Source organism: Vibrio sp. 779(2023) (assembly GCF_033344285.1).
In the GTDB taxonomy this organism is placed as follows: Bacteria; Pseudomonadota; Gammaproteobacteria; order Enterobacterales; family Vibrionaceae; genus Vibrio; species Vibrio alginolyticus.
In genome coordinates this window covers 291682-317915 of sequence record NZ_JAWPOM010000003.1, presented here as the reverse complement: position 1 = coordinate 317915, position 26234 = coordinate 291682, and the positions used below count along the sequence as shown (strand labels likewise).

Below are 26234 nucleotides of genomic sequence, written 5' to 3'. Positions count from 1 at the left end.
GCGAGTTAAAGAGGCGAGGTATTACCCATCGACCTCATGCAGAACACTATACTCAGAGTATAGAAACGAGCGTAAATATATAATATTTAAAAAGATTTTCAACGCGACACATTCACCATAGCACCTGCCGAGCAACCATCACAATCACTTCATACACACCTAAAAGCAACATTGGCCTAGTTATTATAGTTATTCAGCCTTGTATTAAGACGATTCATTAATTCGAGTAACTTATCAATAAAGGCAATTATTTTGATAAATATCACAAAAAGTCCCAAAGAAATAAAGCGAGCTAAACGCTCGCTTTATTTATGCCGCATTTTTTAAAGTTTTGTTATCACTAAAATATCGGTTGTAAACAGCACCTAAGGAGGCTGTACTTGCGAAACGATCATAGTTAAATGTTGCTAGAGCCTCTTCGGCAGAGGCGGAAAGCTTGTTGGTACCATTTACATAAATCGTCACTACCCCCTCCTTCAGTCCTGAAAGATCTAAATCAGTTGTCCATGAGTCTGAAAGCACGGTAGCCATGCCTGTGGCTTCTGTACCATCAGCGTCGACTGCTTTAATATCTATGAACTCACCATCTTCAAACCGTTCACTGCTACCACTTACTGTCATGCTTTCCACTCCAGTAACATCGTTGATAACGTCTAGGTGTATTGTCGGTGTAATTGGCATGGAGTAAGCCGTGTTCTGACTACCGGTATTCCCTGATAAGTCTTGGTAGTCACGAACAACCAACCCCACATTGAGCTCCGACGTGCTTGGTACCACCACATCACCAGTCCAAACACTTGGGTCCGCGGTTGCCACTAATGAAGTGATCGTGGTACCACCTAACTCCGCCACAGCACCTTGCAATGCTTTATCGAATTCCAGCGTTACCGTCACGCTTTGGCCGATGGCTTGGTGCTCAGGCGTAAACGTCACGTTAGTCAGCGTTGGCAGAGACTGCGCCAGTGTAAAGCTCTGGCTTTCACTCACTTCAATGCCGGCTGAGTTCGTCCCTGTCACCATCACGGTATAAGTGCCGTTGGTTTGGTGACTCATATCAATCGCGTCACTGGTCCAATTGCCACCGGCTTGTACCGTCGCACTGCTGCTTTTCAATACCGTCGCGCTGCCTTGGGCTTTTACTTCAAGACGCAGGGACTGACCGTCAAAACGTGTCGACGTGCCTTCGAATTGTAGCGTGGCGGCATGCGCTTCATCCACATTACCCACTGGCGTAATAGCTAAGGTTGGTGTGATCGGCATGGAGTAAGCCGTGTTCTGGCTACCGGTATTCCCTGAGAAGTCTTGATAGTCACGAACAAGCAACGCCACATTCAGCTCTGACGTGTTTGGTACCACCACATCACCAGTCCAAACGCTTGGGTCCGCGGTTGCCACTAATGAGGTGATCGTCGTGCCACCTAACTCCGCCGCGGCGGACTGCAGATCTTTATCGAATTCCAGCGTTACCGTCACGCTTTGGCCGATGGCTTGGTGCTCAGGCGTAAACATCACGTTAGTCAGCGTTGGCAGAGATTGCGCCAGTGTAAAGCTCTGACTTTCACTCACTTCAATGCCCGCTGAGTTCGTCCCCGTCACCATCACGATGTAAGTGCCATTGGTTTGATGACTCATATCAATCGCGTCACTGGTCCAAGTGCCACCGGCTTGTACTGTCGCGCTGCTGCTTTTTAGTACCGTCGCGCTGCCTTGGGCTTTCACTTCAAGACGCAGGGACTGGCCGTCAAAACGTGTCGACGTGCCTTCGAATTGTAGCGTGGCGGCAAGCGTTTCATCCACACTGCCCACCGGCGTGATGGCTAAGGTCGGCGTGATCGGCATGGAGTAAGCCGTGCTCTGGCTACCGGTATTCCCTGATAAGTCTTGGTAGTCACGAACAAGCAACGCCACATTGAGCTCCGACGTACTTGGTACCACCACATCACCAGTCCAAACGCTTGGGTCCGCGGTTGCCACTAACGAGGTGATCGTCGTGCCACCTAACTCCGCCGCGGCGGACTGCAGATCTTTATCGAATTCCAGCGTTACCGTCACGCTTTGGCCGATGGCTTGGTGCTCAGGCGTAAACATCACGTTAGTCAGCGTTGGCAGAGATTGCGCCAGTGTAAAGCTCTGACTTTCACTCACTTCAATGCCCGCTGAGTTCGTCCCCGTCACCATCACGATGTAAGTGCCATTGGTTTGATGACTCATATCAATCGCGTCACTGGTCCAAGTGCCACCGGCTTGTACCGTTGCGCTGCTGCTTTTCAATACCGTCGCGCCGCCTTGGGCTTTCACTTCAAGACGCAGGGACTGACCATCAAAACGTGTCGACGTACCTTCAAATTGTAGCGTGGCGGCATGCGCTTCATCCACATTACCCACTGGCGTAATAGCTAAGGTTGGTGTGATCGGCATGGAGTAAGCCGTGTTCTGGCTACCGGTATTCCCTGAGAAGTCTTGGTAGTCACGAACAAGCAACGTCACATTCAGCTCTGACGTGCTTGGTACCACCACATCACCAGTCCAAACACTTGGGTCCGCGGTTGCCACTAATGAAGTGATCGTCGTGCCACCTAACTCCGCTGCGGCGGATTGCAGATCTTTATCGAATTCCAGCGTTACCGTCACGCTTTGGCCGATGGCTTGGTGCTCAGGCGTAAACGTCACGTTAGTCAGCGTTGGCAGAGACTGCGCCAGTGTAAAGCTCTGGCTTTCACTCACTTCAATGCCGGCTGAGTTCGTCCCTGTCACCATCACGGTATAAGTGCCGTTGGTTTGGTGACTCATATCAATCGCGTCACTGGTCCAATTGCCACCGGCTTGTACCGTCGCACTGCTGCTTTTCAATACCGTCGCGCTGCCTTGGGCTTTTACTTCAAGACGCAGGGACTGACCGTCAAAACGTGTCGACGTGCCTTCGAATTGTAGCGTGGCGGCATGCGTTTCATCCACATTGCCCACTGGCGTGATGGCTAAGGTTGGCGTGATCGGTAATTCGTGAGCGGTGTTATCCTCACCTATGTTGCCAGTCAAATCTTTAAATTGACTAACAACCAAGTCGACACTTAACAGCGCGGTGCTCGGAACTTGTACATCACCAACCCAGACCTTTTTATCTGCCGTTGCTGACAGAGAACTAATGCGATTGCCGCCAAGCGTAGCGGTCGCCTCTTGGAGCTCTTTATCAAACTCAAGCGATACATTCACGCTTTGACCCACACTCTGATGCTCGGGGTTAAATGTCACATTGGTTAGTTTTGGTAAGATTCCTTCAACCGCGATACTTAAGCTGCTTCCTTTTCCAGGAATTGTGTTGGTACTTTGATAGCTATTGTCTTCTACCTGAATAGTGATATTTTTATCTTGTTTTTCTGGGCTGACATAGTTAACCGTCCACGTAATATTGTCTGAAGTCGACCAAGTATCTTGTTTTAACGTTCCTGTTGCACCGCTATCACTAGCGACAAGATGGACATCTGAGATATCAAAGTTCGTAACTTCTTCTGTAAAGTTAAACGCAAGCGTAATCTCTTCGCCTCCAAAAAGAGGGGCGCTTGAGGCGGTAGAGATACTTAGCCCGGGAACGGTTGCCGCTTCCACATGCGCGTCAATAGAACTTTCACTCTTGTTATCCACCTTGTCTGTTGCTGCCACCGTGATCGTATGATCGCCTTTCGGTAACAAATAGCTTATGACATAAGGCCCCGCTTCGGTTGTCGGCTCAGTAATCGCTTGAGGAGCCACAGTGCTGCCACCACTCACCGCTTTTGACGTGACGAGATTTAAATTTTTATCTGTAATGTATGCACTAATTTCTAGTTGATACTTATCGTTTGTCGGCACCTTAGAGGTTTGATTAGCACTTAAGCCCGAAATACTTGGAGCGTCATAATCAACAATAGATTCGATAACCTTTCCATCATAACTTTTGCCTAGTAATTCAAAGCTTGTATTCTCTCTTCCAACTGAGTCCGTCACCGTCACCTTAAGGGTATATGCCCCTTGGTTATCGACGGCAAAGTTCATCATTCCATTACCACTAGATGAGATAACATCACCTGAGTAACGCAAGGAATCACCGAGGCTTGGAATAAGCTCCACAGAATATTGTGAAGCTTTCACTCTTTCTCCTTCCACCGTAGATACCGTAAACGGCTGGCTTGCCTTGGTTAAAAACAGTTTCCCACCCTGCAAACTCGTAATTCCATCGAAATCAACTGTGACTTTAGGAACACTAATATCAATGACTTTTCTGATATCAGAATACAGTCCGACGCTATCTGTCGCTTTGATATCAACCGTGATTGAACCACGCCCCTCTAACTGAGATTTCGGTAGTTCAAAGTACGTAGATGAACCGTTCCCATCCTCTACTCTTTCTTCTTGATAGCTTGGGTTTAAAACCGAATAGTTTACTTTTGCCAGGCTGCTACCAGTGTCCGTTATGTCGAAACGAAAACGAACATTATCTGGATTTGTTGGCGATTCAGTTACGATAATCTCATCGCCAACACTTGGAGGTGTGTTGTCAACTTTAATATCAACGGTCGCTTCACCGACTCTCGACCACACATCCGTTGCAGTAATCGTTGTCCTGATCGTTTTTCCATCCGCATCGCTAGGAAGTTCACTTGTAAATGTTGAACACTTGTAGGTTGGATCATCTGCACACACCTCTAATTGTGCAAACTTCTCCGGATTATCTTTATAGTTGTAGGATTCCGTTCCAAATCTGGCCATCACATTGTCTAGTCTAGAGTTTTCATACAGCTTAATTCTGAACTTGGCGACAAGCTGCTGACCATTAATGGTTGTGTTTCCAACCGGATCAGTAATTTCAACGACTACCGAACCTTTAGGTAATTCAAGCAGTAGATCGTGCTCTGGCGTCAAGTTTCCTGCTAAATCAGATAAGTTCTTGATTTTGTATTCTTGAGTTGTACTCAGGCCATCAATAATATCGGCATAGGATTCAGAATACGTACACTTGATATTTCCAACACCTTTGGCACAAGTCGTTGGTGTATAAGCTTTGTTGCCAAGATTACGAACCAACTTTGGATATTCATCTGAACTTTCGGTATTCACGCCTGATAAAGCATCATTAAAAGAGAGCTCAAATGTGAGCATCTTCTTCTTCAAAGCTTCATCAAACCAAACATCACTTCCTTTAAAACTGTATGAGTTACCATCCACGACTGTCGGTGCATCAATATCCACCATCGAGAAATTGAACTTGTTGATCGTTTCACGCCCATTTGTACCCAAGGTTTTAGTGATCAAAGTGACAGGTGCTTTGGTCATGTTTTGCCCAACATTGACACTACAACTGTAAGGTTCTTGCGATACGTTGATAACACCAGAAGTTGGTTGCTCATTAGTTGGTGGCGCATCTAGAGAGTTGTATTCTTCACGAACCCAACACTCTAACGTTTTGGCTTTGACCGCACTCAATGTAGTAAAGGTGACATCAAGAACACCATCAGATAAGTAATTTTGGAAGTCCAGCGGGCTTTCAACTGTTAGAACCACGCCTTCACGCTGTACGCTAAAGGTTTGGTTTACTTTTCCAACCTTTCGGTCTTTTTCATCAAGGTAACGAACTTTGTTATAAACTTTGATATCAAGTTCATAATTACCATCTTTGGCAATTTGTGTAGAAAGCAACGTTGCAGTCCAAGTGCCATCTGCGGTTTCTGAGAACGTAAAGTTAGTCCCGTTTTGCTCTCCAGAGAATCTATAAGTTGAGTCAATTCGATCAACGCCACTATCATCAACAATATCAAGCGTCAGTACGATATTTCCATCTTGATAGATGGTGTTGTTTGTAATTGGCGTTCCATCCGTGTAACTCATCGCCAGCGTCACCTGCGGGATTGAGTTGTACACTTTGACGGTAAAATCTTGCTCATCACTGGTTAAGGTTGTGTTGCCACGAACATCAGACCCTTTTAAACGAACCTTGTGTGTACCCGTACCTAAATCACCAAGGCTCACTTTGAGATCCTCATTGATTTTTGTACCGGGAGAGCCAGGTAATGGTTCCAGATCGCTAAACGTCCAATACTCTAGGCTTTCTCGATTTACGCCATTAATTGAAACATCACCGTTTGCATTTAGGTCTAGCGCCGTTAGGTCAAAGACATAGTTACCTAAGTAGTAGTCATTCGCATTGAAACCACTTAAGCCTAATGTTGGCCCATCACGATCAAGAATAACCTTGTGCGTGTTAGAACTAGACTCAAAACCATAAATATCGGTTGCTTTTACATACAATGACGTTGTTTTTTCATCTTCAGAAATGTCTATTTTATCTGTGTCACTCTTGATAAGAGACATGACAAACTCTTTAGATGAATCCGTTGGCACAATTGTCTTAATTGGCGAATCTTTACCACTTTGATACAGCGAGACTTGCTCAAGGTCTGAATCGTCTATTACGGATTTAAATCGCACGTTGAACTCACGCCCTATGACATAATTCTCTTTGGACAATGTGTCTTCAACCCAAGGTGTATTTAGGATGATTTCAGGGCCTTTGTTATCGACTTGGAATGTGAATTTCCCTGTTGTACTGACATTGGCAGGGTAAGCGTTGTCCGTCGCAGTGACGTAAAACTCATTCCATTCATCGTAATCAAATGCTTTTGAAACCAGTTGGACTTTGACGTCAGGCTGTTCACCAACTAGGTATGGTACGTCACACGCCTCTGTTAGAGGGTCACAGCTTTCTAATGTCAGAGCCTGACCAGATCCGCGGCGCAAATCTATTTTTACGTTATTGCCAGAGCTTAACGTCCCCCAATCAATGACAGGTGCCCATTGGTTATTACCACCTAAACGGCTTTGAACCTGCTCACTTTTTACAATAGGGGCTTCAGAGTCGATACGAATATTGAATCTCGGAGCGGTGCTAGTTAACTCTGAAACGGAGTTACCTAAGTTGTCCTCTGCTGCTGCAACAACTAACCAATCTCCATCACCAGGATAAATCGTAGAGCCTTGATTTGAACAAATCTCGCCCGTACATAGTTTGACTTTAAACGCGTCTTTCGAGTTACTTGCAAAGTTTTCTGGTGTGTATGTTACTTTTTCACCGGTTTGCTGGTAGAAAACAAGGCCCCTCGAGGCAAGCTTATCACCAACAATATCCTCAACGTTGAAGGTTAATTCATGAGTATTGTTCGCATTTAAATAAATACCGTTTTCTACAGGTTTACCATCGACATCATTGGGTGGAAGGTAACTGGCCTTAGGGAAGTCGTTATCAATAAACACCGATTCTATAAACGGAGATTTACCATTGTAACCATACGCATTGCCATGTGGGTCCATAGCACTGGTCTCCACGGCAAACTCTATAATATCTTTTAGTTCACTAGACTGGGAGTTAAGGGTGAAGAAGTACTCTTTTCGATAAGCATTGCTGCTGTCTGAGTTTTCTACGATGTTGATGTCCAGTGGTATTTCAATGTTTGGCTCATTGGCTTGATACCACATCGTGCTAAACTTCGGGCCGTGAGCGTCGGTTCCTACAATACCAGAAGGATCGTCTAGGACAATTTTAGAAACAACCTCGCCAGCGATATAAAGCCTATTACCAACCATCGTCTCTCTGCCGCTTTCAATGGTTAATTTTGGCTGCGGAGGCAAGGTATCGATACTGCTACCCTCTGTATCAAAAATGTTCTTACCATTTAAGTCAGGATTAGCCATCGAAATATCATCAGCATAGAGCTGCGCGATATTGGTCTCAATACCGTATTTGCTCGCCATGATTTCATAATAGGATTGCGCCAGGTCTTTTCGGTAAGTTTCAGCGCCAAACGTGTAAGAATCGAGCGTAACTTGACTTCCTCCTGCCCCTACACCATTTGCTTTTCCATCGTAGCTAAAATCATCGTAAATAGCAGATGCAAAATCTAATGAGTTATTTCTTGGCATTCTCTCGGCAATACTATCAATTGCTTCAACAAGGAATCGGTGTAGATAGTCATTTGATGGCTTGTCTGGAATCGCTTTAGTCGTAAGCATTTCATTGGTTGCATAAGGCACAACCGTTGGGTCAAACCCAAAGAATGAGTTGTTGTTCGTACCTGATAACGCGTAGCGCACCTCATCAAGAATTTGAATCGCACGTTCTGAAGTTTTCTCTCCCGCTGTCACTTGATCCCACTGGAAATCAAACAAACCAGTCTGATATGTCGATAGTTCAGTAATATAGTAAGTTTGAGAACCTTTGAGCTTAAAATACACACCAATATTGGCCTTGTTTAAGTCAACCGTAACTTTCTTGGTCCCTGGATCTCTTTTCCATTGGTAATAGTATGGCTCACTGCCTTCGATACCAATTAAACGAACACGCATGAAATCATAATTCACTACGTCAGTTGTGGTTTCACAGCTCGCTACGTCAAGAGCCATGGACTGGTCACTTTCCAGTTGCTGGATAGTGGTACAACTTGCAAGTGAAGTGAATTCACCACTTGGGCTCAACCCTTCAAGTTGAGCTCGCGCACCAATAAATGGTGTCACCACTTTTATGGTTGGTAGGTCAAAGCTACTTCTAAAATATACTTCTCTTGGAGTGCTTTCGTTATCAGACTCATCGATGGTTTGAATGACTAACTTTTGACTACTGTTTTCTGATACCGATTTAAAGCTGTCACCCAAAATATCTCTTACAAATGGAATGTAATAAATGACATCCTCAACTCGCCCATTGCTATCTAACAGCGTTTCGTGCGGAATTTTTGCGATGTAATCGTCATCGGATGCCGTTGTATCAATAACTTGCTGAAGTGAGTAGTTGTTATCGTTGTTTTGGCTTACGTAGTACTTGACGACGAGCTTTAGCTTATTAGCGTTGGAGCCTAAAACCGTATCGGTATTTACGTCTGATACTTTCACACGAACATAAGGGATTTTATTCTCTTTCAATAAATTAGCGTTGAAGTTACTAAAATCTATCCCTTTTAATGAGCTCTGAATCCCTAAACTTGCGTACGCATAGTCAATCTTCAGGAAATCGCGGCTTGCTTGAACATTGTCTGGGGTGTACGTATCTTGAGAGTAGATACCATCGTAAGTGGTTCGTTCACCATCTAAACCCACATTTACGTACGTCATTGACGTACCTTCAGGATAGGTTATCGTCTGTGCTGGCGCTTGATCGTCACGACTTACTGCATGCTGCGCAGAGCCCGTATTGCCTTTGCTATCCTTCGCTCGAACCTCAAAGACCGTCGTAGATAGGAATTCATCAGTTGGGTAAGCCTTACTAAACTCACAAGCATTTCCAGACTCTACAGTGACAGGAGAACATGTGACGCCCTCATGTAAGCCATCTTTAAATGAAATACTGACAGAACTAATCTCTTGCGAGCTTTCTTTTACAACCCCTTTCAGAACGTATTCTTTAAGTTGGTTATTAATTGCACTCGCCGATGTAATATCGATAACAGGCGCATCGTTATCCCATTCAAAGTTGATATGAAGACCCGAATGGCTGCCTGGAATTAACTCATTACCCAGTACATCCGCTGTATATAAGACTAACCGTGCTGCTGTTACGTTTGAGAGCCCTGTGGCAGGGTTCATATCTACACTATCGATCTCTTTAGTATTAATGTTAACTTTAACGTTGGTCTCTCGAAGGCCAACTTCAAAATCATCAAATTCAACCGAACAGAATGTGCTTCCAAAATCTTGTATGTCGTTACATTGAAATTCACCAGACCAAGAGCCATTAATCTGATACTGAATAAAGGCGGATACGTCTTCTACACCGATATCATCAACAATTTTTAGGTCAACTTTATCGGTGCCTGCCAGTACATCACGGTCAATGCGTGTCACGATAGGCGCTGTGGTATCAATCTCCGTCCCATCTCGCGGTGGAATGACGCCATCTGTACTGCCATATGTACCTAAGTCATTAAGCTTCTTACTAAAGTCGACATAGTCGGCAGCATCAGTACCTGAAATATTGATACTTGGGTCGTTTACCACGATCAAAACGTGCTGAGATAAGTCACGTGTGTAAACGTCGCTGTTTATCTTTTTCTGTCCAAAGCTAAGGGGAGTCACTGCTCCTGAAGTCTTGCTCACTTCAAGACCATCAAGAACACCATCTGCAATAACATCCCGATATTGGATGTCAGCGAAGTGCATCGAAGTGTAGACGTTATCGCTGTTGCCGTATTTTTTTATAAGATCGTAAGAGTAAGACGAGTATGCTGTTAATAAAGCACCGTATTGATGCCCTACACTAGCAAAGCTGCTTTGCCCACCTTTGGTAATATCAATAGGTTTGGTCTCATTTACGTCAAACCCATACATGCTATTGATACTATCCAAAGCGGTTGAAAAGGCACTTTCATCTGTGGCCCCCTGAGAAATTTTGTACTTTGCCAAGCCTGCTGCCAAGTTCGACAGCGGAGTAAGCATTAACTTTTGCTCACTCCCCTCTTTAAAGTTCACAACACCTTCAAATTTAAGTGTCTTCGCATTACTCACAGATACCGTTTCATTTGTAAACGGATCGGTATAACTCCCCTCTTTTGCAACAACAAAAAGAGGCATTGACGACGATTCAAACTCTAGCAGATAGTTTCCGAAGGCATCAGACGTCGTGTTAGCCAACTTCCGACCTAAGTTTCCATTTTTGAACTCGAAAACCTCAATCTTGGCGCCATTGACTGGGGCGTCAAACACCATACCGGAAATGCTTCCTTTGCTTCTAGCTGGAGGTGTGTTGTCTCCTCCATCACCACCACCACATGCACTCAATAAAAGAGATGTAAGCGTAAGACCTAATGTTAATTTCAGCGTATTTTTAGCGAACATAGTAATTTGGCAAAATATATTTTCCCGAGATTATATTATTGAAAAATATTTTCTCAACGTGACATTAACACCAACAAAATAGGCATAAACACCAAGCCAACCGTCACTTTGACTGAATTATTAAAATTATTTTTACATCCTATAATCATTAACTTAGTTAAAACAGAGGAATCACTCATGCTTTAATGCTAGTTTTTATTTAAAATATTATACTCTACGCACAACTGTCAGTATTGATAAACCAACAAAACTAATGACTATTTTAATAATAAAAAGGAGTGTGCAAGCTCCTACCGTAGCCCTTATCACTACTGCGTTAATCATATTGATTAGCGTATCGCTTTCTCACTACTTCCTCACTCCTGTGGATAGGCTACCTACCATCAAGCCTTTAGAATTCGCAAGTGAGAATGTGCAGCCACCAATTAAAAAGAAGACTCGTAGGCAAAAAATCACTATCGGTGTTGTTGAATACTCTTTTGTCGCTTCATTATTAAAATCAGGAGTGAGTCAAAAAGAGATCAACTTGCTATTAGCACTTATCAAAAGCAAGTTTAATATTATTGACTCTATTAAAAGAGGTGATAACTTTATCTTAAGAACTAAATTAAATAGTAAAAATGAAACTTACATTAGTTCTTTTTACTATTTAGGCAGTAAAACTGATTTATTTATTATCAATGATGGTCACGGTAACGTATTTGATGAGCATGGTGTGTCGATAAATAATCAGTTCATGTTTTCTTCACCCTTTGATAAAAACTACAGAGTGAGCTCTGACTATGACTTAAAGCGAACACATCCAGTGACCAATATAACGACTCCGCACTTAGGCACTGATTATGCCACACCTGTAGGTACACCGATTCGTAGTATTGCTGATGGCATCGTTTTAAAGTCCCGCTACAACCGTTTTGCGGGCAACTATATTAATATCCGCCACACAAATGGCTCTGTATCACGCTACCTACACTTATCTCAGCGCAACGTCCATGTTGGTGAGAAGATCAGCCGAGGACAAGTGATAGGGAAAACGGGTAACACAGGAAGAACAACAGGGCCGCATTTACATCTTGAACTGCACATCAATGGTGTTCCTGTTGATTACGAGCAATACATTCAAAGGCACCCAAACACTGACGTAAATATAGAAATGCTGATTGCAGCGAGAAAAGAAAAAGCAGAGTTAACAGCGGAATGGCAACGGTATGAGCAGTCAAATAGGTAACAACATCCACTTCGATTCGCTCTTTCTTCATTTATCTGAAGCGAGTCCTCGTAACCCTCTGAGCGCTTCGTAGTCTGTCGCCACTAACCAATTTCAGGATCAAAAAGAGCCGCTACATGCGGCTCTTAATAATTATAATTTCCCGATATTCCATCGGTTTCCCCTTTACCAAATACGTTGTCCTCTTGTTCTTGAACGCAAATGATACGCGCCCCATCATGTTCACGTAAAAAATCAATAAAAGAATAAAATGATTACTCATTGTATTGGCTAGATATTTAATACAAAGAGGCCCAACTCATGACCTCTTTCTGACTTTTTAAACAGTGACATTGTCACGATTATGAGTAGTTTCTATCATATTCAGCGCTTGCCTTTCTCAGCCCTTCTAAATCGTCTGAACATAAAAATCTCTTCAGGCTGTCGATTTTCTTATCAGGCCAATCATATATCCTAAGAGCAAGCAGTTCGTCTATCGTCTCTCGAGAAAAGCGATATTTGACATGCTTAGCTGGTGAACCCGCAACCATGCTGTAAGGCTCAACATCTTTCGTCACCACACTGTTTGCCGCAACGATTGCTCCTTCTCCGATAGTCACACCCGGCATTATCATGGATCGCATACCGAGCCAGGCGCCATCGCCAATATGAGTATCTCCTTTCCCGACGTACGCTTCTTCAATAAAGTCCATAAATGGGTACAAGGAGAACCAATCTGCTCTATGTGTACTGTTTCCCCCCATAACAATCACAACTTCCGCTGCAATACAGACAAAGTCACCTATATGTAACTTATCAATCTTCCATTTTGGTTCCCAATCTCGGCTGAACTCATCACCTTGTAGATATCTTACAACGGACTCCTCAAAACCGGCGTCCCAACAATCACTGTAATAACTATGTTTACCTTTAATCGTTATATTTGGGTTCGTAACAACTTCATGTAGCAAAGTCACTTTAGACCAATGCTTAGTTTTCATGAATACTCCTATAAATACTATCGAATAAAACACTGCAGATAGTATGTATCTAAATAAGCTCTAATAATTACATAGTTCCTATTACTACTAAAATTTACTTCACCACTGAGCTAATAATATGGTGAGCAGCCTCTACTCTTTCTGCATTAGGGTAGTTTTTATTCGCTAGAATCACTATGCCTATTTTTTTAGAAGGTACATACGCGACATATGCCCCAAACCCACCTGTTGAGCCCGTTTTGTTATACCAAACATCACGACCGAGAGTACCGGGTTCACTTGCTTGCACCGGTTTAGCGTTGAGAATTACGTCGCTGGAGTTACCCTTCAATAATTGTGAAAGTGAAACGGGGTAATCATAACCTTCCCACCCTACTGCTTGCGTAAATGTATCGGTATTAAAATACTTAATGTGAGTTTGCTCTAGCGCATTCTCCATATCATTATTCAGTTGCGCTTGCCCCATATTTGCTTCGATATATTGAAGCATATCTGAGCTCGTTGATTTAATACCATAGGCTTGCGCATCAAGAATACCTGGATTAACTCTAACGGGGTTTCCCTCAGAACTATAACCAAAAGCATAGTTATTAAGCTTATCCTTTGGTACATCGACAAAGGTATTGGTCATACCGAGCTCAGGCAGGATGACGGTTTCCATCATTTCCGTATAGTCTGACTTCATACTCAAGGCACCGATGTAGCCAAATAGACCAATACTAGGGTTTGAGTACTTCCTCTTAGTACCGGCTTCGTACTCCGGTTTCCACGTTTTGTAGTACTGCATCATTTCAGCGTCGTTCGTTACTTCGCTAGGAAATTGCAATGGTAGACCACCCGCAGTGTAGGTGGCGACATGAACTAGCTTGGTATTACCCAGAGCACTATTCTCTAATTCTGGAATATAATCTTTGACCTTGTCATCCATGTCTAGCTTACCTTTTTCTTGGGCATACCCAGTCAAAGTAGCGGCAAAAGTTTTACTGATAGAACCGAGTTCAAAAATTGTGTCGTTGGTGACTAAACTCCCCTTACTTTCGTCAGCAAAACCGTAATTGTAAAAATAACGCTTGCCATCAATCGTTACTGCAACAGCCAACCCCGGAATGTCGTATTCGTTTATTAATCCTTTAGCGCAATCATCAACTACGCTCTTTAATTGACTGCTAACCGTTAACTCCGTTTTCGCAAACGTGACGAAAGAAGTGAGCGATAAAATGGCCAGCAAGGCATTGTTTAACTTCATTGAACCCTCAATTTTTTAATTTTAACTTATAATTAATTTCTAGTTTATTCCAAGGCTTTTAACTTTTTATATAAAAGTAATCCTGACTTGAAGAACTCCAATCGTTAACCCTCGATGAATAACACTGTGTCTTCAAATTTTTAGTGCGATATAAACAGGTCTAAACCTGATCACCGTTGATAGGTAGGCCGGTTAGATACGAATGTAAGTAACATCCGTTTCCAAAATGGGGAAATAGTGTACTCATTACGCTTTCTCCATATCACGATAACGGTATACTAGGTAGATATACTTGGTATATACAGATCCACATCCTCACAACGCTTTAGAACCACTTTTCAACGTCTACAGAGAAAACGATGCCATTTTCACTACACTTCGAAACTGGAAAAGTCACCAGCCAACAGCTTTATTCCGAGATATACCAAGGGATATTAGAAGGCAGATTACGATCAAATGAGAGATTACCGTCAACCCGCATGCTGTCGAAAAAGTTAGGCATAGCAAGAAACACTGTCATTTCGGTGTATGAGCGACTTCAGTTCGAGGGGTGGATAGTAAAAAAGGCAGGGTCTGGCACGTACGTAAGTAATGCTCTAGAACAAACGGTGAATCAAGATAAGAGACCAATAAAACACTACCAACTAGGGGTGTTTGGCACTAACGCAGCGAAGAAGCCAGAGATCATCGCACCAAAGAATCTAGACTATGACTTCACTTTAGGCGTTCCTGATCATCAGAGAATAGCAAAGCATATTTGGCGACACTCAAGACTGAGTAGGCTCAATGCATTAACTCCAGAGTTTGCACATGGTGGTGATTTGCAAGGGTTAGTTTGTTTACGAGAGTCTATCTGCGAGTATGTGAGACACTCGAGAGGCGTAATCTGTGACCCTGAAGACATCATCATTACGCAAGGGTGCCAGCAGGCAATAATGACGACTCTCCTAACATTACTCTCTCCCGGGGATCTCGTGTCGACGGAAGATCCAGGATATCCTGTTTTTCGAAATCAAGCTCGATTACTTGGCGCGCAAATAGGCTCCGTGCCGATGGACGACCAAGGTGTTGTCGTTGAATCAATCCCTTCTAATACCAAAATTATTTATACAACGCCTAGTCATCAGTTCCCTTTAGGCTTTAGCTACTCAGTTAAAAGGAAGTTAGAACTGCTGAGATGGGCAGAAGTTAATAACGCAATCATTATCGAAGATGATTATGATGCGGAATATCACTACCTCAATACCAGTAAGCAAGCTCTCAAGTCACAAGATAAAAATGACTGCGTCATTATGGTAGGCAGTTTCTCTAAAATACTATTTCCCGGCATACGCATTGGCTATATGATTCCACCAAAGTCTTTAATGGAGCCAATTTCAAATATGTTGTGGCACTTGGGAAGAAGTACATCTGTAGTGTCTCAAATCCTACTTGACGAATTCATGCGTGACGGTCATTTCTCTCACCATTTACTCAATATGAATAAAATCTATAGCGAAAGGTACCATAAACTCACTCAATTAATTGACAACGTAGATTGCTTACAACGTATTCCAAGCCAAGGTGGATTGCATATAGCAGCTGAAGTATCGGGATGCGCGACACAAATGATGAATAAACTGGCTTCATCAAATGTAGCGGTTTATCCATCATCGCATTTTTCTATCAACAATCATTCTAATGCCCTCTTATTTGGGTTTGGCATTATCCCTATCCAAAAAATAGAAACAGCATTTGATATTATTCAATCAGTATTGGATTAAAGCAGATATAAAATTATCGTTTTGCTCGGTATCAATTTATCGTCTTGTTATCACCAGCAGAGTCAGGGGCAACTGCGAACTTGGAACGCTTTTCAACCAAATAAGAGTTCACTACGAATTGTGTCGCTCTAACCCGCTTGGTTTGGCTTCAGCCCCAACACTATATTTCTTCGACTGTAGACGCACTAGGTTCAAGTAAAGCGACGTATCACGCTGACACTTTCAGCGCCACCAGCAACCCTATTGCGTAAATCATCTTCTTTTAAGTTCACATCGAGCATTCAATGAACCTTATTTTTCTAATATCGAACAGTAAGTTCTGCTTAACACTCTATCAAAACACTATCTTTCGCTAGATGTTAAAGAAGAAAAGACTTCAAGGTAATTAAGGATTTGTTATAGAGTATTGACCTATATAATAAAGATCACAATCACGACATTAATCTCCAGTAATTTACCATATCGCTTCATGATCGCTTAGGATACAAATTATCGAAAAATACCAAACCCTAGGTTAATACGCTGTTAACGGCTCAAAAAAATAACGAAGTTGTACCGCAATTATATCAACATCATTTTCATGTAAAAAATAACGAGCGCCTTGGATACCGATCTCCCAATTATCTGAGAGGTTGTAGCCAACTTCTGCACCAATATATCCATCAAAACCATCCACTTCCGTCGTTATCTTGCTGCCTTGATACGTACTTTCAATATCGGTATCCCAGAACAAGCCCCCCAAACTCAGTTTTGCGGACCATGAATTGTATTGCCAGAACTTATAACCGATGTCGAAGCCCATGCCCTTAACAAGGAGTGGGGCTATAGATGCGACATTGGCGTGATAGTCTTCTGGTGAAGTAGTAGCACTACGCAATGTAGCACTACCTTCACCCATATCAATATAACGAATAGTTCCAGACCATTGATCAGAAAAAGTATATCCCAACCCGACAGAGCGATAGAACCCGGTGTTGTCAGTAGAGATTACGTTATCACCTTTAACAGCATCACGCTCATCTGCATGGCTTGACCCCATTTGAACATCAACATACCAGCCCGCTTGACTACTAAAACTAAACACAGCAATTAGTGCTAGAGCACTGTTTCTTCCATAACGTTGCATGGCTCCTAACAAAATCAAAAGCATCAACACCATGCCACCCAATGATCCTGCTGAAGTATTTTCAACCTTTACATCTCTTACCAACTTAACGGTCACTATAACTTTCCCCGCGTCTTGCAGGCCTTGGCTATCCTGAATGATATATGTCAACACATCATTGCCTTCAAACCCTGAGGTAGGGGTATAGGTCACGCTCTGATCTGCATTCATGACCGCCTGCCCATACTGCGCTTGGACTGAAACCAACTTCAATGTGTCGTTATCCGGGTCGGTATCGTTAGCAAGGACATAAACCGTGACAGGGGTACGATCATCGGTGGTAATATTATCGTCCACCGCATTCGGATTCTGACTGTTTACCACATTTACCGTCACCTTCGCCGATCCCGTTCCACCATTACCATCCGTTACGCTATAAGTGATCAAAGCCTCCCCGTAGTACTGTGGTTGAGTGACATAACTTAGTTTGTTATCAACCACACTAACACTACCAATATCTACAGAAGCGCGACTTACCTTCAGCCCATCACCATCAGCATCAGCATCATTGCTCAATACATCGATCGTCACCGTACCATTGAGACTAACAAACGCATTGTCGTCAATCGCTTGAGGGAGTGTATTATTGCTTACACGAGCGGCAACGACGCCAGGGTCAACGACACTGCCATTAGCCAATCCGTCATCATCGTTCGGACCACCGTCTTCAATGGTAAGTTGTACACACCAGTCACCTTCAGTCAGACCCTGTGACCATGAACTGTGCCCTGGTGGCGGACAATAACCAGCCTCGCCAGCACTAGAAGAAACCGTGTTTTGAGCATCCTCAATAAAGTCTATCCACCCCTGTTCAGCGTTATACTTTCGGTACACTGCATTTGCTGGAACAGGTAAACGCTGAGGCAAAACTAATTGATAGCTTTGGCCGGGCAGCGGCAAATTAGTTACTACAAAATCAAAGATTCCCCCTATGCTCTTCATGTTGATATCTTTAGGAAGCTCCTCATCCAGCAATAAAGCTCCTCCTGTTGCGTTAGTCAGAATGGTTATTCCTTTGCGTAAACAGACACCTGGCTGCCCCTCAATGAGGAAGCGATCTTTTTCTGACACAACCTGTTGAATTACGTTACAGTCAGAAATTGCATCAAGATAATCAGGAATACCATCACCATCACTATCATTATGACCTTCTTGATCATCCGGGATTAAGTCGCCATCACTGTCTTCACTCCCGAGCTCCGCCAATGTTTGTACCACTTCTAAATAGACATTCCGTGTCACTGATAATGGTGGAGTGCCATTGTCAGTAACTGTCAATTGCAAATTGTAAATCGCTGAACTCAGTAATTGCGGAGAGAAAGTCAATGTTTCGCTGTACATCTGCCCCGCAATCGCTTGGTTAAGTACATCGCTATCACTACTCCATCTGAAACTGTGTATATCGGACATATTGGCATCACTAACACTGCTCGTGATTGTGACCGGTTCAACACCATTTTCAATTTGGCTCCGCTGCTCCCCCGCCTGAGATACACTTACCGTGACCTTCGGAGCCACATTCTCTTCAAAGATTGTCAAGGTGTAACGACGCTTACTACCTAGATTAAGGGTGCTGTCCAGATCAATCACTAAGGTTTCAACGCCCTCATTTTGTTCATCATTAAGTAGTTCGAACGAAAGTTTGCCTTCGGTACCACTAGGTATCACCACTTCACCAGAGGTGAGCGTGTGGTCATCACTGTCCGTGCTTCCTGAAACCGTATAAGGTATGATTACTGGGTAGCTCGGCGAAGGACCGTTAAGGTGTATCGATACGCTATGATTGGTGCCTTCCGTGGTTTGCGCATCTTTGGAGATACTTATCAGTGGATACACTGTTACCGTTTGACTAGCCTCAGCGACGTTTCCATCAGAGTCTTGAGTGCGCCAATAGACCGTATTAGTTCCAGGTCGGAAAAAGGTCGTGCTGTCGACCAATGAAACAGGTAATAGCTTGCCTGTACTATCTCGTGCCACAGCAGAGCCTAATGCAACTTTAGTAAAGAGCGAAGTTGCGTTCACTTCGATATCTGAAGGTGCGACTATTGTTGGTGCGTCCAATTGCGCACTTTTAATTGTCACGATTGCTTTCGCGGTGGCCTTTCCACCATTACCATCTTTCACACTGTATTGCACTGCCACTGTACCAATTGAGGTCGTTACCAATTGGATTTGACTGCCCACAATCGTTGCCGTTCCAGATGTAGGTTTAACCCATTCCAGTTGTAATGTATCTAGGTCAATATCGCTGTCGTTGCTGAGTACATCCAATAAGTAGCTACCATCGTTACTCTCGGTAAAGACATAGGTATCATTAACCGCCACTGGCTCATCATTGACGTTGATTACCGTGATGCTAAACGCTGCTAGAGATGTGCTTAGCTCACCGTCTGAGACACTAATAACAATATTATTGGTGCTGCCAACATGCTCATTTGCCGGCGTACCACTTAGCAACCCAGTTACTCTATCAAAGGTTGCCCATGATGGTTTATTGCGGATTGAAAAGCTCAAGCTACTACTATCAACATCCGATGCCTGCAGTGCAAAGCGATACGTACTGCCTTCGTTGACGGTAAGAGCAGGAGTGCCACTGATCATCGGCGCGTCATTGACATTGTTAACCACAATACTGAATCTATTGAGCATTGTTGTCGTGAGACCATCAGAAACCGAGATAACAATGCCCTGATATTTGCCAACATCACCATTATCTGGAGTACCACTGAGCGTGCCTGTTGATGCATCAAAGCTAGCCCAAGATGGCTTGTTCACGATACTGAAGGTGAAGGCTTGGCTGTCAACATCTGACACTTGTGGCGTGAACAAATAGGTGCTGTCTTCATTCACTTGTGTTGCTGGTGAGCCAGAGATAACGGGTGCATCGTTAACGTTATTCACAGTAATCGAAAACGCTGACAATGAGGAAGAAATAGTGCCATCGGATACGCTAATCACGATATCTGGATAAGTCCCCACATAACGGTTACTTGGCGTGCCAGAAAGCGCTCCTGTTGTATTGTCAAATGTAGCCCAAGGTGGCTTGTTAGCTATCAAGTAGGTCAGAGTATCCGCTGGGTCATTATCCAATGCGGCGGGCACAAACTGATACACACTATCTTCATCCACTTGCGCCGATGGAGTACCCGTAATCACTGGCGAGTCATTAACGTTATTCACTGTGATGGTCACTAACGCCACTACAGAGGTAAGCTCTCCGTCACTTACGCTGTAAGTGAAACTGTCCTGACCAAAGAAGTTACTGTTACCCGTATAAACCGCGTGATTGCCTGTGACGGTAACATTACCGTTGACTGGCGATTTTACAATTTGATAGCTCAAAGATGAGCCTTCTGCATCGTTACCATTTAAAGTAATGGTCAGCGGTATTTCTTCCTCTCCCGTAGCACTGACACTGGTCGCGGTTGGTGTATCGTTGACTGCATTAACCGTCAAATCGACACGAACCTCTGTCGAGTCGAGATCACCGTCGTTGACCTTGAACAAGAAGAAGTCGGAGCCATTGAAGTCCGCTTCTGGTGTATAGCGCCAACGATTATTGGTCAACTGCTCTAGCACGCCATGACTGACTTGCTCAGTGATAAGATACTGCAGAGTGTCATCATCGTTATCAATATCTGAACCAACCAGCGTGATCACCAAACTATTGTCTTCATCAAGCGTTTGTGACTGTGCTTGCGCCATTGGTGCGTCGTTGACTGGTGTTACTGTCATGGTCACTGTTGCGGCGTTAGATACAGCACCTGCTAAGTCTGCCACCGTATAGGTGAAGCTATCTTCACCGAAGTAGTTCTCATTGGGGTTGTAAACAATCGCTCCTGACGCCGTCACGTTCACACTGCCATGTGCTGGCGTATCGACGACTGTGACACTAGTGAGTTCAAAACTGTCTCCAACATCGGCATCACTATCATTGCCTAATACATTGACCTCGAAGGAGCCTCCCTCTAGTAGTTGTGCACTGTTATCAACAGCAACGGGGGCATCATTCACTGGCGTAATATTGAGCGTGACGGTTGCAGGCATTGAGGCTGCTTGACCACTATCGGTTAGCATGTAGGTAAAGCTATGTTGACCATTAACGTTCGCTGTTGGCACAATCTTTAAGGTCCCATCGACATTGACACTGACCGTGGCAAAACTGTATACCCCCTCTCCTTGACCAAGATCTTGCAGGGTAATACTACTCGGGGTGAATGACCCATCTTCAATATCACTGTCGTTACTTAAAATATCGAGTGTCGATGTGATATCTTCATCAAAAGTAAAACTGTCTTCCTCCGCTACTGGTGAGTCATTGACGGAACCGATATTGACGCTGACCGTGGCCGCAAGAGAAACGCCGCCTTCACTGTCTGCGATCGTGTAAGTAAAGCTATCGCTACCATTTTCATTCGGATTCGGCGTATATACAAAAGTGCCTACAGTTTGATCAATGGCTACTTGTCCTTTTTGAGGCAAACTAACTAACGATAAATCACCCGTTGGGATGCCATCTTCAACATCCTCCGCTTGACTACGCGCGCTGACTGCTGCGCTTGCGGTATCTTCGTCGGTGTTGATGGTCAGCGCTTTAGCGACTGGCGCATCATTTATAGCCATGATAGTGACGGTCACTGTCGCCTCTTGCGACTCCTGCAGCAGGGCATCTTTCACGGTATAGGTAAAGCTATCTGTGCCTGTCTCATTATTATTTGGCGTATAGGTAACAACGCCGTTGCTGATCGACACCTGACCTTTAATTGGTTGCGTTTTAATCGTTGTAGAAGAAGCGACCATGTCATCATTAACATCGGAATCGTTGGCTAACAGATTAAATTGTTTCGCCGTATCTTCCTCAGTCGAGAAGCTATCATCAACTACCGTTGGCGCGACATCGTAGCGTTTGGTCACAGTATCCGTCACTGCATCAGATGCGTTGCCTGCGGCATCGGTTACCACCACGCTTACTGTCAACGTCCCCTCTTGCAAAATAGTGACGTCAATGCCCGTTACTTGCATGGTCTCCGAAGAAATTGTTTGACTAGCGCCGTCAATGGTCGTGGTACCGTCGGTCACGCTATAAGTGAACATCGCGTTCACTTCAGCTGCTGCGAAGGTAAAGCTCATCGCCTGTTCGTTGGTTTTGTTAATGCTCTCCTGATCAATGCTGATGCTATGTCCAGTCGGGATCCCCGTATCCACTGAGATCAACAACTGAGTCGCTGCTGTATTGAGGTTGCCAGCTGCGTCGCTAAATTTCTCGGCTGCAACATCAATAGTTGCATCCTCAGTGCTTTCTTCTGCAGGTGTAAAGGTAGCCGTGTAACTGGCGCTACTGCCCGCAAAGTTAGAAAGAGTTCCTCCAGCCACGGTCACATCGGCTTCGGAAAAATCAGTTGCGGCTTCACTCAAGGTAAACGTGAGTGTTGCCGTTTCACCCGCTTTCAACGCAGCGCTGGAGCTAGTGATACTAACGGTTGGAAGCACAGTATCGACGCTGATGGAAAGTGGTGTAGCTGCACTATTGGTGTTACCAGAGGCATCGGTAAATGTGCCTGTGGCAACTTCAATAGTACCGCTCGTCGCACTCTCTTCCGTTGGTGTAAAGGTCGCAGTGTAGCTGCTACTACTGCCAGCAAAACCAGACAAAGTACCGCCACTAACCGTGATATCCGCCTCGGTAAAATCGCTCGACGCTTCACTTAAGGTAAAGGTAATGGTCGCCGTTTCGTCCGCTTTCAGCGCCAATTTATCACTGGAGATAGTCACACTCGGCACTAAACTATCAACGGTTATAGACAGTTGAGGCGCAGCAGTGTTGCTATTCCCGGCAGCATCGGTAAAGAAATCTGCCGCCACGTTAATCGTCGCTGTACTTGTACTGTCTCTATCCGGCGTAAAGGTGGCCGTGTAATTGTCACCGCTGCCCGCAAAGTTAGACAAACTGCCGCCAGTGACGGTGACATCTGACTCAGTAAAGTCACTTGAGGACTCACTTAAGGTGAACGTGATACTCGCCGTTTCGCCAGAGATCAAATCAAGGTCTGAGCTGCTCAAAGAAACAGTTGGCCTCACGTTATCTAACGTAATTGTTGTGCTATCTATACTGGAGGTGTTGCCCGCCGCATCGCTCTGGCTCGCCGCGACCGTCAGGGTGCCGTTGTTAAACGCACTTACATCAAACTCACTGCCAATAGTCGTCCAAGCCCCGGTATTGTCGGCCGTCACCGTACGACTGACTGAGTTGTTATTGTCCGTGATGGTCACGGTCACACTATTGCCAGCCTCCGCGCCGGAGCCAGCAATCAGCACATCATTGTCTTCTGCCGCATTGACGATACCGTCGATTGCAATCGGCGTGGAAATGGTAACAGCGGATGGCGCTGCGTTATCTAGGGTTACGCTCTGGGTGGCTACGGTGGAGATATTACCTGCTATATCAGCTTGGGTTGCAGACACAGTCAGGGTGCCATTGCTCAAGCCACTGATATCCAGCTCGCTGCCGCTCAACGTCCAGTTGCCTGAGTTGTCGGTCGTCACCGTACGACTGACAGAGCTGTTGTTATCCGTGATAGTCACGGTCACGCTGTTGCCTGCTTCCGCGCCGGAGCCAGCAATCAACACATCGTTATCTTCCACTGCATTAACAATACCATCGGTTTCAATCGGTGTAGTGATGGTCACAGCTGATGGTGCGGCGTTATCTAAGGTAATGCTCTGGGTGGTCACTCTGGAGGTATTACCCGCCGTATCCGATTGCGTCACAGCAACTATGAGTGTGCCGTTGTTCAGGCCACTGACATCAAGCTCAATGCCGCTCAACGTCCAGCTGCCTGAGTTGTCGGCCGTCACCGTACGGCTGACAGAGCTGTTATTGTCCGTGATAGTCACGGTCACGCTATTGCCTGCTTCCGCACTGAAGCCAGCGATCAGTACGTCGTTGTCTTCTGCCGCATTGACGACCCCATCAGTTTCAATCGGCGTATTGATGATTACAGCAGATGGGTCTGCATTGTCCAGAGTAATACTCTGGGTGGCTGCGGTAGAAGTATTACCTGCTATATCTGCTTGGGTTGCAGACACAGTCAGGGTGCCGTTGTTAAACGCACTTACATCAAGCTCACTGCCGCTCAACGTCCAGTTGCCTGAGTTATCGGCCGTCACCGTACGACTGACAGAACTGTTATTGTCCGTGATAGTCACGGTCACGCTGTTGCCTACTTCCGCGCCGGAGCCAGCAATCAGTACGTCGTTGTCTTCTGCCGCATTGACAATACCATCGGTTTCAATCGGCGTGGTGATGGTCACTGCTGATGGGGCTGCATTGTCTAGGGTAACACTCTGGCTAGCTGCGGTGGAGATATTACCTGCTATATCTGCTTGGGTTGCAGACACCGTCAGGGTGCCATTGTTCAGGCCACTGACATCCAGCTCGCTGCCGCTCAGCGTCCAGTTGCCTGAGTTGTCGGCCGTCACCGTACGACTGACAGAGCTGTTATTGTCTGTGATAGTCACGGTCACGCTGTTGCCTGCTTCCGCGCCGGAGCCAGCGATCAACACATCGTTGTCTTCTGCAGCGTTGACGATACTGTCAGCCTCAATCGGCGTGGTAATGCTCACTACGGATGGTGCTATTGTATCAATGGTGACACTTAACGCGTTGGATGCCGAGCTAACATTATCATCGCTATCAGACGCTTTAGCACTTATTGCATGTGTAATACCAGACGCCAACTCATTGGTTGTTATCTGCCAGTTTCCTCCAGTAGCAGTGCCTGTGCCAATAACCGTTGCACCTCCACCGACTTGATCACTGTATAAAGTAACGATCGATCCACTCTCAGAAGTCCCACTAAACGTTGGTGTAGTGTCACTGGTAATATTATCAGTATTTAATGACCCGGTATCCGAACTAGCATCTAAATCGGGTGTAGATGGCGCATTTGGCGTAGTATCGACTGTCGTAAAGTTAAATGTGGCATCATCGCTGATCCCAGCGAAGCTATTATTTGCGCTGTCAGCCACGGCACTGGATTCAATATGAATGGCGTAGGTCCGGTTCCCTGCCAGATCACTGGTTGGGTTTAAGTAAACTTTATTGTTGGTAACACTGATGCGACCAGCGCCTGGTGATGTTGTTTTGCCATCGCTTTCGGTGGCAACATTAAATACTTCAAAGTCGCGACTGTCGGTAACATTACGAATGGTAATATTGCCGCTCTTCAGCTCAATATTTTCATCGAAGGCAATCTCGATGTTGTTGCTAACAGAAACATTGGTTGCATCATCAGTGGGGGTTGAGCTCGCACTGACAAAAGTAGGCGCGGTAGAGTCTGAAACCGCAGCGTCATCAATCTTGATACTTCTGATAAGATAACGAGAGTCAGCACCCGGACTTCGGGTAAACGCCATAGTCACTGTATCAACGTCCTGCCATGCCGAATCATTAAAATCTGTACCACGGGTCAGGGTAAACAAGTCCTGTAACCCTGAGTTTGCTTCACCACCTTTTGGCAAGGTGACAGTTTCGGTCACTGTTTGAGTATCATTAGAGAAGCCAGTTAACACAAGTTGATACGTTTTATCTGAGTCTCGCGCCGACCCCTGCATAAAGGTAATTTCGTCGAAACTGAAGTTAGTACTTGATTTCTCAAAAAAGCGGAAGCCACGATTGTTGAACTCATTAATCATGGTATTTGAGTAAAGAACACCAGCTACAAATCCGAGGTCATTTAGGCCAGTAAACGGAGTGCTATCAGTGCTATTGCCGGCATCTAATACCATAGACACAGCACCTGCATTGGTAAGAGTGACCGAGGGCATACCCCCAGTGACGCCGGTCTCCACCTCACTAAAACTGGAACCTGAACCATTAGAGTAGTTAATCGTTTGCTGTGCAGCCCAGGCTTCACCGGAAAAAAACGCTGAGGACACCCATGCTGTTGTAATTGCGATCGCTACCTGACGACGTAATCTCATTTTCCTCTCCTGAAGATGA

Annotated in this window: 6 protein-coding genes; 2 read left to right on the top strand and 4 right to left on the bottom strand. The window is 44.8% G+C overall.

All coding sequences use genetic code 11. The annotated features are described in order from the left end of the window. Positions 1–309: 309 nt before the first annotated feature. Positions 310–10851, bottom strand: a complete 10542-nt coding sequence (locus R8O70_RS06455) for a tandem large repeat (protein ID WP_318184090.1) — start codon at positions 10849–10851, stop codon at positions 310–312. Between the two features lie 253 nt (positions 10852–11104). On the opposite strand from R8O70_RS06455, the gene R8O70_RS06450 reads away from it, so the two are divergent. Next, entirely contained in the window at positions 11105–12079 is a 975-nt protein-coding gene (locus R8O70_RS06450) for a peptidoglycan DD-metalloendopeptidase family protein (RefSeq protein WP_213916864.1), read from the top strand. Positions 12080–12420: 341 nt separating this feature from the next. On the opposite strand, the gene R8O70_RS06445 is transcribed toward R8O70_RS06450, so the two are convergent. Together R8O70_RS06445 and ampC are read right to left on the bottom strand one after the other, a co-directional pair. Next, positions 12421–13059 (bottom strand): CatB-related O-acetyltransferase, encoded by a 639-nt coding sequence (locus R8O70_RS06445; protein WP_054576099.1) that lies wholly within the window; start codon positions 13057–13059, stop codon positions 12421–12423. 94 nt (positions 13060–13153) lie between these two features. Continuing rightward, positions 13154–14305 carry a class C beta-lactamase gene (gene ampC / locus R8O70_RS06440; RefSeq protein WP_054576100.1) on the bottom strand — a complete coding sequence of 384 codons (1152 nt, stop codon included), beginning with the start codon at positions 14303–14305 and terminating at the stop codon, positions 13154–13156. A 359-nt stretch (positions 14306–14664) separates the two neighbouring features. Between ampC and R8O70_RS06435 the strand changes: the two genes are divergently transcribed. Next, the gene (locus tag R8O70_RS06435; RefSeq protein ID WP_054576101.1) at positions 14665–16068 is read left to right on the top strand and encodes a PLP-dependent aminotransferase family protein; all 1404 of its coding nucleotides are present in this window, start codon (positions 14665–14667) and stop codon (positions 16066–16068) included. 514 nt (positions 16069–16582) lie between these two features. Here the strand turns inward: R8O70_RS06435 and R8O70_RS06430 are convergent. Then, positions 16583–26215: a tandem-95 repeat protein gene (locus R8O70_RS06430; RefSeq protein ID WP_318184089.1), complete on the bottom strand. Its 9633-nt coding sequence runs from the start codon at positions 26213–26215 to the stop codon at positions 16583–16585. Positions 26216–26234: the final 19 nt, after the last annotated feature.